This is a genomic window from Sporomusa sp. GT1 (assembly GCF_014634905.1).
GTDB classification, from domain to species: domain Bacteria; phylum Bacillota; class Negativicutes; order Sporomusales; family Sporomusaceae; genus Sporomusa; species Sporomusa sphaeroides.
The window spans coordinates 56,261-71,119 of record NZ_BMBX01000013.1; the positions used below are offsets into that span (position 1 = coordinate 56,261).

At 49.6% G+C, this 14,859-nt stretch carries 15 protein-coding genes; all 15 read right to left on the reverse strand.

The genetic code is table 11. From position 1 onward, the window contains the following. Positions 1-61 precede the first annotated feature (61 nt). On the reverse strand, positions 62-799 hold the full coding sequence (flgF, locus tag GT1_RS14630; RefSeq protein ID WP_075757115.1) for a flagellar basal-body rod protein FlgF: 738 nt from the start codon (positions 797-799) through the stop codon (positions 62-64). An 84-nt stretch (positions 800-883) separates the two neighbouring features. Then, positions 884-1,912 (reverse strand): rod shape-determining protein, encoded by a 1,029-nt coding sequence (locus GT1_RS14635; RefSeq protein ID WP_075757114.1) that lies wholly within the window; start codon positions 1,910-1,912, stop codon positions 884-886. A gap of 196 nt (positions 1,913-2,108) precedes the next feature. Beyond that, the gene (spoIIID, locus tag GT1_RS14640) at positions 2,109-2,366 is read right to left on the reverse strand and encodes a sporulation transcriptional regulator SpoIIID (RefSeq protein ID WP_075757113.1); all 258 of its coding nucleotides are present in this window, start codon (positions 2,364-2,366) and stop codon (positions 2,109-2,111) included. A 160-nt stretch (positions 2,367-2,526) separates the two neighbouring features. Then, on the reverse strand, positions 2,527-3,234 hold the full coding sequence (locus tag GT1_RS14645; RefSeq protein ID WP_188399365.1) for a peptidoglycan DD-metalloendopeptidase family protein: 708 nt from the start codon (positions 3,232-3,234) through the stop codon (positions 2,527-2,529). 64 nt (positions 3,235-3,298) lie between these two features. Continuing rightward, a complete protein-coding gene (spoIID, locus tag GT1_RS14650; protein ID WP_223226280.1) occupies positions 3,299-4,471 on the reverse strand; it encodes a stage II sporulation protein D in 1,173 nt (390 codons plus the stop codon). 121 nt (positions 4,472-4,592) lie between these two features. Next, a complete protein-coding gene (locus GT1_RS14655) occupies positions 4,593-6,626 on the reverse strand; it encodes a SpoIIE family protein phosphatase (protein WP_188399366.1) in 2,034 nt (677 codons plus the stop codon). 39 nt (positions 6,627-6,665) lie between these two features. After that, positions 6,666-7,124, reverse strand: coding sequence for an ATP-binding protein (locus GT1_RS14660; protein WP_188399367.1), 459 nt, complete (start codon positions 7,122-7,124; stop codon positions 6,666-6,668). 521 nt (positions 7,125-7,645) lie between these two features. Then, positions 7,646-8,899, reverse strand: a complete 1,254-nt coding sequence (murA, locus tag GT1_RS14665; protein ID WP_075757109.1) for a UDP-N-acetylglucosamine 1-carboxyvinyltransferase — start codon at positions 8,897-8,899, stop codon at positions 7,646-7,648. Between the two features lie 220 nt (positions 8,900-9,119). Continuing rightward, a complete protein-coding gene (locus tag GT1_RS14670; protein WP_075757108.1) occupies positions 9,120-9,521 on the reverse strand; it encodes a F0F1 ATP synthase subunit epsilon in 402 nt (133 codons plus the stop codon). Between the two features lie 3 nt (positions 9,522-9,524). Beyond that, positions 9,525-10,934 (reverse strand): F0F1 ATP synthase subunit beta, encoded by a 1,410-nt coding sequence (gene atpD / locus GT1_RS14675; RefSeq protein ID WP_075757107.1) that lies wholly within the window; start codon positions 10,932-10,934, stop codon positions 9,525-9,527. A 32-nt stretch (positions 10,935-10,966) separates the two neighbouring features. After that, entirely contained in the window at positions 10,967-11,818 is an 852-nt protein-coding gene (atpG, locus tag GT1_RS14680; RefSeq protein ID WP_188399368.1) for an ATP synthase F1 subunit gamma, read from the reverse strand. 6 nt (positions 11,819-11,824) lie between these two features. Then, a complete protein-coding gene (gene atpA / locus GT1_RS14685; RefSeq protein ID WP_075757105.1) occupies positions 11,825-13,348 on the reverse strand; it encodes a F0F1 ATP synthase subunit alpha in 1,524 nt (507 codons plus the stop codon). 73 nt (positions 13,349-13,421) lie between these two features. Further along, positions 13,422-13,979 (reverse strand): ATP synthase F1 subunit delta, encoded by a 558-nt coding sequence (gene atpH, locus GT1_RS14690; protein WP_188399369.1) that lies wholly within the window; start codon positions 13,977-13,979, stop codon positions 13,422-13,424. Continuing rightward, a complete protein-coding gene (gene atpF, locus GT1_RS14695) occupies positions 13,973-14,476 on the reverse strand; it encodes a F0F1 ATP synthase subunit B (RefSeq protein WP_075757103.1) in 504 nt (167 codons plus the stop codon). Before atpF ends, atpH begins: the two co-directional genes overlap by 7 nt. Positions 14,477-14,563: 87 nt before the next feature. Continuing rightward, on the reverse strand, positions 14,564-14,815 hold the full coding sequence (atpE, locus tag GT1_RS14700; protein WP_075757102.1) for a F0F1 ATP synthase subunit C: 252 nt from the start codon (positions 14,813-14,815) through the stop codon (positions 14,564-14,566). Positions 14,816-14,859: the final 44 nt, after the last annotated feature.

The following is a 14,859-nucleotide window of genomic DNA, read 5'->3' on the forward strand; positions in this document are numbered from 1 at the left end:
AGCCCTCTATAGTATGTATCGAATATTTTTACCAAAAGTTAAGCATCAATTGCGCCGGCGATTAGACTTTTCCCACTTCATTTACGGCTTTGTCCAGCAGCTGGTCATGGGCCTGCACGGTTTTGGCATTGACCTCATATGCCCGGTAGCCGCTGATCATGTTGACCATTTCCGCAACAATATTAACATTGGAGCGTTCTAAAAAGCCCTGTACCACTTTGCCGGTTGCCTGCTGTCCATTGTCCGGGGCCCGGAATAAGCTGTTGCCTTCTTTCAGCAATTCGCGTTCGTTGGCAAATTCCACCACACGCATTTGCCCGACTTCAACACCATCAACGGTTATTCTGCCGGATTCCTCTACTGTCAGCGTGCCGTCAGGAATGGTAATGGCTCCGTTTTGCCCCATCACCCGCTGGCCTTCCCCGGTCACCAGCTGGCCCTGGCCATTACGGCTAAAGGCCCCGTTTCTGGTAAAGCGTTCTCCTGCCGGGGTCTCGACGACAAAATAGCCTTTGCCTTCAATGGCAAAATCCAGTGAGTTGCCGCTGGGATTCATCGCACCGCCGGTATGAATGGTAGCTATTTCATCAATCATGGTACCTATGCCCAGTGTACCGATAGCCGGCGCCTCCTTGCCGTCATTAATGCGGCGAATTAACAAACTGGCAAAATCCTTGGATATGGCAATATCTTTCTTATAACCGGTAGTATTACCGTTTGCCAGGTTATTGGCAACAGTATCGGCTCTGGTGGTTTCTGCCAGCATACCGGAACCTGCCGTATAAATACCTCGAATCAACGGAATCACCTCAGTAAATTTTTATCCACTAGTACCCTGCACTCCGGCAAGCGGGAGTGCAGGACCATATCTCTTACTCACGTTTTAGCCGGCCAGGGTGCCTTTTTTCAGGGTTGTCAGCGTATCCTGCAGACTCTCCAGTGAATCCAGGGCCTTGCCTGTTCCCAGGGCAACACAGGATAAAGGATCTTCTGCCAGGTAGGTGGGAATGCCTGTCTCCTGATTAATCAGCTTGTCCAGCCCATGAATCAACGCTCCCCCGCCTGTCATTACAATGCCGCGGTCAACAATATCGGCTGCCAGTTCGGGCGGCGTCTTCTCCAGTACCGACTTGACGCATTCGACGATCAGCGATACCGGTTCAATGAGCGCTTCCCGGGTTTCAGCCGAATTCACCCGCAGGGTTTTAGGTAAGCCTGATACCAAATCCCGGCCGCGGATTTCCAGGGTTTCGTTGCGGCCATTGGGATAGGCGGTAGCGATAGCAACTTTAATTTCTTCGGCGGTACGTTCGCCAATTAATATATTATACTCCTTTTTGACATGGCGGATAAGCGCTTCATCAAACTTATCGCCGCCAATCCGGAGCGATTCACTGACAACAATCCCGCCCAGACTCAGCACAGCCACATCGGTAGTGCCGCCGCCGATATCAACCACCATAGCCCCGCAGGGCTCGGCAATCTCCAGACCGGCCCCCAGCGCCGCTGCCAACGGTTCTTCGATAAGATAGGTCTTACTGGCTCCTGCCTGCACGGCAGCTTCCAATACCGCCCGTTTTTCCACGGTAGTCACACCGGAAGGAATACATACCATGATTCTGGGTTTGAAAAAGAAACTCTTGCCGGCCACTTTCTGGATAAAGTGTCTGAGCATAATTTCGGTGGTGTCATAATCGGCAATTACCCCTTCGCTTAACGGACGGATGGCAATAATGTTGCCCGGTGTCCGGCCAAGCATCCGGCGCGCTTCTTCACCGATAGCCAGAATACGGTTAGTGTCACGGTCAATAGCCACCACCGACGGCTCCCTCAATACAATACCTTTTCCTTTTATGTATACTAAAACGTTGGCTGTTCCCAAATCGACGCCAATATCCATTGTCCCAAACATGTAGAATCTTAATCCCCTTTCACGTTATCTTCCTTATTCCCCGGGCTTGTCTTACCTTGCGGTAAAGAAAAAGGAGGAAACAATAAGATAATCACAAGTGATTTAATTATTCTACAAATAAATTAAAAGTCCTCTATTTTCTGCCATCTATCATTACGGTCTGACAGATTTTTTCTCCTTACTCTTTGCTCTTTGTTTATTCTTCTTTTTCTTCCTGGTATTTCTTCCGGGTGGCCTCACCGCCGCGTATATGCCGCTCGGCCTTGTTCAGTTCCAAAATGTTTTTTACCTTGGCTGCCAGCCGTTTATTAATTTCAGGGAGACGTTCAATCATGTCCTTGTGAACAGTACTTTTACTTACCCCGAAAACAGTGGCTGTTTGACGCACGGTGTGCTTGGTTTCCATGATGTGGTTACAGATATCCAGCACCCGTTTGCGAATATATTCTTTCATCCAGTCTTTCCCCCCCGCGCCCGTCCTTTTAACCCTTTGCTAACATGTATATGCGGAGGAAAAGAAAAAATGACCCTGCATGAGGGCCATTCTTATACCTAAGTTAAATTAATCTTAGTATGCAGTTCAAGACTCCTGCAGCTGCATGCATCAGTCAGTTTTACTGAAGCGAGCTGGCCGGAATATCCGGAAATAGTTCCTGAGGATTGACTGCCTTTTGTCCGTCATTGGTTTTAACGGCCAGATGCAGGTGAGGTTCAGGCTCACCACCGCAAATCCCCATAGAGCCAATAGGCGTGCCTGGTTTAAGCATAGCATTTTTTTGCACCGCAGCACTGGCCAGCGAACTATAATACACCGTATATTTGCCGCTGCGGACGGCTACTGTCAAACCATATGCCTTGTCAGTATACACATCAACAACTTCACCACTTAGCAGCGCCGGCACGATTTGTCCTTCGCCGCCGCCGATATCTACGCCATTATGGTACCGCCAGTCCCCATATAATGGATGGAGCTGCCAGCCAAAGGCATGGGTAATACCACCATGCCATAACTCTTGAATGGCTTCATTCGCGGCACTATTGTCCTCGGCAACCGCCGCCTCCGGTATGGTTGGCGCAGCTGCCGCTTCCTGAATACTGCCGGTGTTCACAGGTTCAGGCAAATTAGCAGTTGCAGCAGCCTCTGGCAATGGTACTGCCTCGGAAACCGGTGCTGTGTTAGGCGGCAGCGGCGCGGCGCCCTGCTGTACTGCACTAATAACACTGAGCAGCATAACTGAGGCTACTGCCAGCAGCACCCCGGCTGTCATTGCTTGTCTGCCATAACGGCAGCCTGCAACCTTGCCCCAAATTCTTCTGGGCATATTATCACCTCATAGATAGTATGCCCAGAAATTGCCTGCTTGACACCTTGCGGCCAATACGACCCTATGACCCAAAAATATTTCTGATGCCGGCACCGGTGTAATAATAAGTCAAAATCTGACGGAAATCCCGGTTTTCTTTGGCCTGGCCATTGGCTCCATACTGGCATAAACCAACGCCATGCCCATAGCCGATAGTTTTAAATACCAGCTTATCTGCCGCCGGCTCCACTGTAAAGTTAGTAGAACGCAGCTCTAATTTCTGCCGTATTTCCTGGCCTGTCAGCGTTTTGGCACCGATCCGCACTTTATTCACCCTGCCGGAATCGGTTCTGTCAATAATCCCGGCAATAGCGGTACTGTCGCCGCTCTGGAGCGCCGCCATGATTCCGGCATCCGCCCCCAGCCGGCCTTCTAATTCGGCAAAGGTTATTTCTTTCGTTTCCTGATATCGCGGTGATTGCCGGTCCCAGGTACAAGCAACACTTTGCAAATAGGGATAATCAAAACCCCACACTTCTTTGGCACTGGCTGTCCGTTCCCCGCTGGTAGAGTGAAATACGGCATTAATCGGCTCGCCATTATACGTAAGTATCAGTCCCCGTGTTTGGTCCACCGCCTGGTTGATCTTGCGCCAATACTTGCCGTAATTTGCACCCCATTTGACTCTGAGCCGAGTTTCATCAAGCCAGGCCTGACTGTCTTTATAATCGGTAGTTACGTCGGCACCCGGGTGTTCTGCCGAGCCGGTACCGCCAAAAATTTCCATATGCTTTACGGCATAAGTCCGGGCAGCCACCGCCTGGGCCTTAAGCGCCTCCAGTTCAAATTCGGCCGGCATTTCGGCGGCTATAACCCCTTTTATATAATCCTCCAGGTTCATGGAAACAATTTGATTAATTTCGTGCATATACACTTTAATCGTAATATCTTCCCCCCGGTAAGCAAAAGGCTGGTTTATGGCCGCCTTTTCCTTATTCCAGTCATACAGCCCCAATACTACCACCGACGGAATAGCGACAACCGACAGGATTACCAATACGATGCCATAAAGCACCACATATCTCAAGCTGATCACCCCTGGCGCCATTTTGCCCTTGTTTTCAGCATTGTCAGGTGACTCACCCGCGCCACCTGAAGCTAAGTCTACTTTAATAATATGCAAACAAGCTTTGAGGTATGAGCAAATACGGAAAACAAAGAGATTGCCACGCTGTGTCCGTCGCGACAAAGGCATAAGGCCCCTCCGTTCAGGGTGAACATAGGCGAAGCAATCTCCAATTTACGGGAAGCTGCACACTGTATTTAGGCCTGGAGAATATCATCCATGGGCAAAAGTAAGATTAGCAAGGTTTCTCTTACATGGTTATTTTAATGCACATCGCCGTACAATCATCTCGCAGGACACCGATGCCTGCCGCATTTCTAACACCTTCTACCACTTCATCAAAGGCAGCGTTTACCGGAAGACTGCCCTCTTCTACAAACTGATCGGCAATGCCGTCACTGTAGAAACAAATAATGTCCCCTGCGGCTATCGGCATGGTCAGGACTTCAAATTCCGGCTGATCGGATAACCCTAAAAATGAGCCGAAGGTTTTGAGCCGGCCTTTGACCAAAGCCGAGCTGATGAAAAATTCCGTAATGCCTGCCGCTATATAGCTGAGTTCCTGGCGTTTAAAATCCAGTTGAAAGCAGCACGCCGCCACCATGGTATCGTCTCTGAGATATGAACCTATTCGCTTATTTAGCTCAACCATGCCTTCGGCTAACGAGAAGCCGGCATGCAAATTTTCCTGAATCATCACATTGATTGCCGCCGTCTGCAGTGCTGATGCCGCACCATGGCCGGTGACATCGATGATATATCCAAAAAGAATGTCGCCTTTTTCCAGCCAGTGATACCCGCAGAAGTCCCCGCTGACATGCATGCTGGGCTCATAAATTATCCTTAAGGCTAGACGCTCCTGCTCGATATCCGGCGGCAGCATGGACCTCTGCTCCTTGCCTGCCTTCATCAGTTCAGAGTGCAAACTCTCGCGCAGTTTTTGCTCCCGCTCGGTTATTTCCTCCAGCGCCTTGGTCCGTTCCGCAACCTTCTGCTCTAAGCCTTCCACCAGGCCGGTAATTTGCTGGGCCATCGCATTGAAAGAGCGCGCCAGCTGTCCAAGTTCATCCTGCCTGTCCGTATCCGGCACCGCCTGCAATCGTCCTTCGGCAAGTTCGTGAGCTGCCGAGTTAAGCCTGAGTATCGGGCGCGCTATCCATCCGGCTGTCCAAACCGCCATAAAGGAGGCGCCAATTACCGCAAGTATTGTTATCACCAGAGTCCAGGTGACTGTCCTTTTCATATCTCCGAGAAAATCATCATTTGCCAGGACCACATAGATGTTCCAATTGATTCCGCTCGCCTGGAACCCTTTCACGCCTACCAGAAAGGAACGGTTATCATACTCAATCTCGCGTGATTCGCCCCCGCTTTCACTCGCTAAGGACTGCACGGCTGTTCTCAGCACCGGGTTTCTGGCCTCACTGGCCTGAACCCGGCTAACCTGACCGTCCTTTTCCACAAAAAGCGCATTCGATGTTGATGTGGCAACCAGCAATCCTTCGGCATCGGTGATAAATATCTGTCCGGAGGTGCCTACCGGTATTTCCCGCAGAACATCTCCCACCCAGGACAAAAGATAATCCACACCGAAGACGCCAACCACCTTCCCACCGGCGTCAAATACAGGATGAGCGGCAGTAACAGTCGGCTCATGAAACACGAAATGCCGGTATACGCCGCTAAAGGTCGGTCTGCCGAGCTTTGCCGCACCTTCGTACCAGGGCCGGGTCCGCGCATCAAACCGCTGGAAAATTTCCTCACGGTCAACGGCGTCACCCTGCGGTGAAACAGAATAATACCAGGAATCCCCGCCGGTCTCCCGGTTGTTCCGCACCACCTGGATTTCACCGGTGGCTTTGCGCCGGGCACCGTAAAACGCGCCGTCATGCAGGCCGGCAAACGTCATGGCCGCACCCGGGAAAGCCCGGATATGGCTGGTGAAATACCGTTCCCTGGCAGTTGTATCAGCTAAATCCAGTATCCCGACGCGCCAGGCGTCGACATTCAGGCGGTTAAGCTTCACCGGTTCTTCCATATAACGGCTTAGCTGTTCGTAAACCCGTTCCAGAACTTCGCGCTGCATTTCTTTAAGAACGGCATTTACAGCCTGTTGGCCGCCATAGACGCAAATGCCTGCTATCAGCCCAAACAGCACCATAAACTGAAACACAAAAGCAACCGAGAACACCTTTTGCAGCGAAAGTTTTGCCGCCATATTCCGCAAAACCGTCTCCAGCGTGCCGGCTGCCTGCTTTTCTCCCGAATTATCTCCCGCGCGCATTCATAACACCTTCTATACTGAGATTGGATCTTTACGAATTCATCCGGCTTTTTCCCGAAGCCGCTTGACCATCATGATTTCTCTGCCATTTCGGCTGTAGCATACTTTGTCAAAAATGGCGTCAATCAACATAAGCCCCCGCTGAGACTCCTTGTCCACCACCGTCTCAAAGGGGTCTCCCCTGATGGTCCGGATAGCTGTCAGTAACTGGTTGCCAGAAAACCCGCCCTGTTGGTTTTTTATCCGGATAATTATGATTTTACCTTTGATAATGACCAATTTGACCAATATTGGCTGTACCGGATTATTCAATGCCTGCGAATGGGCAATCGCATTATTCAGCGCTTCGTTGAAGCCGACATACAGCAACCCGGCATCGCTTTCCCCCAGCACTCCGCGAACCTGTTCCCGAAATGCCGGTATTTGCTCTTTGTCATATATTTTGAACCGGGTAATAAAGGTTTGTAATTTCGCACCTTGATGAAATAATCCAGACAAATTGTCATCCCCTTTTTGAACCGTTCGCCGGTTATGTGTAAAGGTAGGCAATGGTTGTCATAAAGCCGCTCTACTGCCTAATATCGAAAACCCTAATCAGCCCCGAGAAAGATGGCAGTCACCGCAATCAGAGTCATCAGCTTGGTAAAAATTTTCATATCCCTAAGTACATTCATAATACCCCTCCTCCACACAGCCCATAATATTACTATGTATTGTAAGAAATCTTGTCAGCATGCTCAGTTGCCAACATGAAACACATATTTTTTGGCGCGAAACGCAACAATTTTACAAATGTATATAGGAAATCTAATTAACTGTCATTATATAGGGCTGTACCATAATTATCTAGTACCCATGAAGATAAAAATAAAGCGCCAGAACAGGTTTATTTTATCTTCGCGCGATACCGCCCAGTGATCAAGCCTGGAAAGATATAAAGAAAAATAAAGTAAGGCGGCCGGGCGTGAGCGCGGCCGCCTTACTTTATTGCTTTCTGGCATTATAATTAATTAGTTCAGTTAACCGACACGTTCAATATCTGCACCAATACCACGGAATTTCTCTACCAAATTGTCATAACCGCGATCAATATGGTGAATATAGCTGATCTCAGTTTGACCTTCGGCCACCAGTCCGGCTAATACCATAGCTGCGCCGGCCCTAAGATCGGTGGCTTTCACCTGGCAGCCGGTAAGCTTGGCCACCCCTTCCACCACGGCGCTGCGTCCGTCAATTTTGATCGAGGCACCCATGCGCTTGAGTTCATCAACATGCATAAACCGGTTTTCAAATACTGTTTCAGTAACTATGCTGGTACCCTGGGCAATGGTCATAAGGGCCATAAGCTGGGCCTGCATATCGGTCGGAAAACCGGGATAGGGCAGAGTTTTAATATCCACAGACCGGATCATACCGGTTCCGCGTACTCTGACACCATTGATATCTTCTTCAATAACAACGCCGGCTTCCTTTAGTTTGGCGATAACCGGTTTTAAGTGCTCTATCAGGGCATTTTCCACATAAACATCGCCACCGGTCATGGCGGCAGCCACCATGTAAGTGCCGGCCTCAATTCTGTCAGGGATGACTGCGTGGCAAGCCCCTTTCAGTTCGCTTACGCCTTCAATCCGGATTAGATTAGTACCGGCGCCGCGGATGTTAGCCCCCATGTGATTAAGCATATTGGCTAAATCAACAATTTCAGGCTCTTCGGCCGGGTTTTCGATAATGGTCTGGCCTTTTGCCATACTGGCTGCCATCATGATATTTTCAGTAGCGCCGACGCTGGGAAAATCCAGATAAATTCTTGCGCCTGTCAGACCCTGCGGTGCTCTGGCTTCAATGAAGCCATGGCCGGTAATGATTTCAGCCCCTAAGGCCTCAAAGCCTTTAAGATGCAAATCAATAGGCCTGGTACCAATGGCACAGCCGCCAGGCAGCGAAATTTTCGCGCATCCTTCACGCGCCAGGAGCGGTCCCATGACTAAAAAAGATGCCCGCATTTTGCGCACAAGCTCATAAGGAGCCTCAAGGGCCGTTATTTTCGTGCAATCGATATATAGCGTACCTGGTTCGATTCTCACCGACGCGCCTAAATGCTCAAGCACTTCAGCAATTGTGCGGACATCCTCCAGATCCGGTATGTCTTCTAACGTGCTGGGAGTTGTCCCCAACAATGTTGCCGCAATGACCGGCAGCACAGCATTCTTGGCTCCACTGACTCTGACTGTGCCAAAAAGACGCCTGCCTCCACGAACAATTAATTTTTCCACAAGATTTCCTCCCACCACAGCGGTAAGTACATTTTTCCTAGACTAGTTTATCATTACCGTAGTAGCTAAGCAAGAGCCCGAGTCCAAAAATTACATTTAACTGCAAATGTCATCTTTATTTTTTCCAGTATTTAGGCAGGTTATCCATGTAAATTATGGTGAAATAAAAAAATGAGATTGCTTCCATCTGCCGGCAGGCATGATGGAGCAATCTCATTTTTTATTTACTTCCGGCAACCCTTAGACGGGTCATAGCACGTCTCAGAGCCATTTCAGCCCGTTCGACATCTACATCCTGGCCGCCTTTTAAGCGGGATTCAGCCCGCTCTTTTGCAGCTTCCGCCCGTTTAATATCGATTTCTTCCGGTAATTCCGCACAAGTAGCCAAAATGGTTACTTTCTCAGGACGGACTTCGATGAAGCCGCCGCATACAGACAGCTGCTGCTCACCTTCCTCGTTCTTTATCCGCAACGGCCAAACAGTAAGGCCGGCAATGAGCGGGGCATGTCCGGGAAGAATACCCAGATCACCGTCTGTGGCTCTGGCAATAACCATAGTAACATCTTCGGAATAAACCATCCGATCAGGAGTAACAATATCCAGCCGCATCTTATTGGCCATATATTATTCCCCCTTCATCTTTTGAGCCTTTTCCACTGCCTCGTCAATAGTTCCTACCATATAAAAGGCCGTTTCCGGCAGATCATCATACTTACCGCTGATAATTTCCTTGAAGCCGCGAATGGTTTCTTTGAGCGGCACATATTTACCGGGGGTGCCGGTAAAGGCTTCCGCTACGAAGAACGGCTGGCTCAGGAATCTTTGAATCTTCCGCGCCCGGGAAACTGTCAGTTTATCTTCATCAGATAATTCTTCCATACCCAGGATAGCGATGATGTCCTGCAGCTCTTTATAGCGCTGGAGAACTTCCTGCACACCGCGGGCCACTTGATAATGGTCTTCGCCTAACACATTGGGGTCCATAATCCGGGACGTAGAGTCCAGCGGATCAACCGCCGGATAAATGCCAAGCTCGGCAATCTGGCGGGATAATACCGTGGTGGCATCCAAGTGAGCGAAGGTGGCTGCCGGAGCCGGGTCAGTCAAGTCATCGGCAGGCACATATACGGCCTGAACCGAGGTGATTGAGCCCTTTTTCGTGGAGGTAATCCGTTCCTGCAGGGCGCCAACGTCGGTGCTCAGCGTCGGCTGATAACCTACCGCGGACGGCATCCGGCCTAAGAGTGCCGAAACTTCGGAACCGGCCTGGATGAAACGGAAGATGTTGTCAACAAACAGGAGCACGTCCTGACCGCCGACATCACGGAAATATTCGGCCATTGTCAGGCCGGTAAGCCCTACACGCATACGCGCTCCGGGCGGTTCATTCATCTGACCGTAAACCAGCGCCGTCTTGTCGATAACGCCTGATTCAATCATTTCATTCCACAAATCATTGCCCTCACGGGTACGTTCGCCTACACCGGCAAATACCGAGTAGCCGCCATGCTCTGTGGCTATATTACGGATAAGTTCCATAATTAATACCGTCTTACCAACACCGGCGCCGCCAAACAGGCCGATTTTGCCGCCAAGCGCGTAAGGGGCAATAAGGTCAACAACTTTAATGCCTGTTTCCAGGATCTGAGTGGTTGTTGCCTGGTCTTCAAAAGCAGGAGCCGGACGATGGATAGGCCAAAATTCGTCGGCATTCACCGCCTCAGCATTGTTGTCAACTGTTTGTCCAAGTACATTAAATACCCGGCCCAGTGTACCTTTGCCGACAGGAATTTTAATAGGCTCCCCGGTATCAACTGCCTTCATGCCGCGAGTCAGGCCATCTGTGGAAGACATGGCAACGCAGCGAACGGTGTTATCACCAAGATGCTGCATTACTTCAGCAGTCAGCTTAACAGTAACGTCGCCGACTGTTTCGTCAACCGTAACAGCATTATAAATGGCAGGCAGTTTTTCCGGGGGAAACTCGACGTCAATAACAGGACCGATAACTTGAATAATTCTACCGATATTCACGGGGTTCCCCCTCCTTAACTTCTTCAACCCTTCTACTTAAGTGCCTCGGCCCCGCCCACAATCTCGTTGATTTCACTGGTAATCGTGGCCTGGCGTACTTTGTTGTAGTTTAAGGTCAGTTTGGAAATGAGTTCTTGCGCGTTATCTGTGGCTGAGCCCATGGCAGTCATCCTCGAGCCCAGTTCACTGGCAGACGACTGTAACAGTGCGCCATAAATGACGGTTTCCAGATAGCGTGGCAGCAAGAGGCTCAATACTTCACCGGCTGACGGCTCAAATATATACTCGGTCTGAGGAGTTTCTTCCCCATCGCCGGTTCCGGTTACCGGCAACAGTTTGACGGTTGTCGGTTTCTGGTTAACAGGTGAATAAAAGTGAGTGTAGGTCAGATATATTTCATCATACTCACCTGAGGCAAATTTCTCAGCCATCAGTTCTGCCAGCATTACGGCATCCTGGTAGGACGGCTTTTCCGAAAAACCGAAATATTCGCCATCAATTTTATAGCCGCGCCGTTTGAAATAGTCACGGGCTTTGCGCCCGACAGTAACTAATCTGGCATTATCTTTGCCGCTGATCTGCGGCAAAACCTCTTTCACCAGGTTGGACGAGTACGCTCCGGCCAGACCTTTATCGGCACTAAGCACAAGATAACCTACCTGTTTCACTTCCCGCACTTCTAAAAGCGGATGGGAAGCATCACCGGCATTGGCTGTCACACTGGCCAATACTTCTCTGATCTTGTCAGTATATGGCCTGCTGGCAATAGCCCGTTCCTGTGCCCGGCGAAGCCTGGCAGCAGCCACCATCTTCATGGCCTTGGTGATTTGCTGGATATTCTTTACACTTTTAATGCGGCGGCGGATATCTCTGGCGTTAGCCATATATTATCACCTCGCCGCTTCAACTTTAACAAAAGTATCTTTAAATTCTTTGATTGCTTTTTTGAGGGCCGCCTCAGTTTCGCTGTCAAGGTTCTTCTTATCTCTGATGGTTTTGGCCACTTCGGCGTAATTGCTGCGCATGAATTTAAGCAAATCCTGCTCAAACTTGGTTACATCCTCAATGGGCACATCATCAAGATAGCCGTTGATGCCTGTAAAAATAACCATAACCTGTTCTTCTACCGCCATAGGTATATATTGCGGCTGTTTCAGGATTTCCATCATCCGCTGACCACGGTCAAGCTGCGCTTTGGTAGCTTTGTCCAGGTCGGAACCAAACTGGGCAAAGGCCGCCAATTCACGGTATTGTGCCAGGTCCAGACGCAGACGGCCTGCAACCTGCTTCATGGCCTTGATTTGAGCCGAACCACCTACGCGGGATACCGACAGACCGGCATTAATCGCCGGACGGATACCGGAGTAGAACAGTTCGCTCTCCAGGAATATCTGACCATCAGTAATGGAAATTACGTTGGTAGGAATATAGGCGGAAACGTCGCCGGCCAATGTTTCAATTACAGGCAATGCGGTAATGGACCCGCCGCCCAGTTCGCTTGAAAGCTTGGCTGCACGCTCTAAGAGACGGGAGTGTAAATAAAATACGTCGCCCGGATACGCTTCGCGTCCGGGAGGACGGCGGAGCAAAAGCGACATGGCACGATAGGCTACCGCATGTTTGGATAAATCATCATACACGCAGAGCACGGCGCCGCCTTTATACATAAAATACTCACCCATGGAAACACCGGCATAAGGTGCCAGATATTGCAGCGGCGCACTGTCAGAAGCAGTCGCGGCAACAACTATGGTATACTCCATAGCGCCGGCTTCTTCCAGGGTCTTAACGACACGGGCCACGGTGGAGGCTTTTTGGCCAATAGCGACATAAATACAAATTACGCCCTGACCTTTTTGGTTGATAATGGTGTCAATAGAAATGGCTGTTTTACCGGTACCACGGTCGCCGATAATCAGTTCGCGCTGGCCGCGGCCGATAGGCACCATGGAGTCGATGGCTTTAATGCCTGTTTGCAGCGGTTCTTTAACCGACTGCCTGGCGGCAATGCCAGGTGCGGCATATTCAACCGGACGGTGTTCGGTGGTAACAATCGGTCCTTTACCGTCAATCGGCTGACCGAGTGCATTGACAACACGGCCAACCATGGCTTCGCCTACAGGAACCTGCATGATGCGTCCTGTGCGGCGTACTGTGTCGCCTTCTTTGATTTCAATTTCGCCGCCCAATAATACGGCGCCGACATTATCTTCTTCCAGGTTTAGAACCATACCAAATACTTCATGCGGAAATTCTAATAGTTCGCCGGCCATAGCCTTTTCCAGGCCGTGAATCCGGGCGATACCGTCGCCTACTTCGATAACAGTGCCAACATCATCAACATTGAGGTCTACCTGATACTGCTCAATCTGTTGCTTGATGATAGCCGTTATTTCTTCTGGCCTCATTTTCATACCTTGTATGTCACCCCAATCATAAAGTCTACAGCAAGACGGCTCAAACTGCCTTATACTAAAAATACTGAGACTACACAGCAGCAGTGGCTTGGTTAGTCAAAAGCGCAGCTTTGAGCGCTTTTAGCTGACGGGCTACGCTGCCGTCAATCAGTTTGTCGCCAATTTTGACAACAACACCGCCGATCAATTCCTGATCGATAGTTGTCTTAATCACGATATTTTTACCGGTAACCTGGCTTAGTTTTGCTGCCAGGGCCTTACGCTGTTCTTCACTCAGCTCTTTGGCGGTAAAGACCTCGGCTTCGGCAATATTTCTGGCATCATTGGCCAGACGTATGTACTCGCGAATGATAGCCGGTAAAGCCGGCTCACGCCGTTTGTCAACTAAGAGCAGCAAGAAATTACGGACAAAAACGTCCAAATCCTCGGCAAAAATCCGGTTGATTGTTTCTTTTTTTGCTGGTGCAGGCACCAATGGATGGTACATTAAAGTAGCCAACTCTTCATGTCCGGCAATTGTGGCATCAACCAGTTTAAGCTGTTGTTCCACTGTATCCAGCGCAGCTTTTTCAGTGGCAATTTCATAAATGGCCTGCGCATAGGTAAGAGCTAACTGATTGGTTAGCATGGCAAACCACCAATTTTCTTGCCATCCAAATTGTTAATGAAATCATCAACAATTTTAGCATTGGCTGTGTCATTCATATTTTGAGCAATAATTTTGGAAGCCGCGGCAACAGCCAATGTCACCACTTCGCCTTTAAGCTCGGCAACAGCGCGCTCACGCTCCCGGGCAATTTCCTCCTGGGTGGCTTTTAACAGCCGTGCGCTTTCTTCACGGGCTTCCTTAAGGATTTCGTCTTTGGTTTGTTCAGCCAGCTTGGCAGCCTTATCAACAATAGTTTGCGCCTGTACACGGGCTTCGGTCAATTGGGCAAGATATTCCTGCTTGAGTTTTTCAGCAGCTTGCTTTTCCTGTTCAGCCGTTGCCAGGCTATCTGCGATTTTGGCCTGCCGGTCAGCCAGCGCCTTCATTAGCGGTTTATATGCCACTTTTGTTAAAATAGCCACAAGTATAAGAAAATTTATAATTTGCGCTATAAGCGTCGCATTCAAATCAACCAACTGAGGGCCCCTCCTCTTTCCGGCGTATAAGGGGAACAAAAGGCAGAAGGCATAGTCCGTTCTGCCAGTTGCCCGATAACGCTTAGATTACTTAATAAATGGATTGGCAAATACCAGCACGATAGCAATAACGGCAGCAATAATAGGAATAGACTCGATCAAACCTACTGAGATAAGCATGTTTACGAGAATAGTTCCCTTAGCTTCCGGTTGTCTTGCCATCCCCTCAATAGCTTTGGCAGTAACTGCACCGTCACCGATACCAGCACCAATAGCGGCAAGGCCGATAGCCAAACCCGCTCCAATAGCAGAGGCTGCAATAATAATAGCTTGTTCCACAAAAAACTCCTCCTTATTCTTTGTTCAATATGAGTATTTCTGAG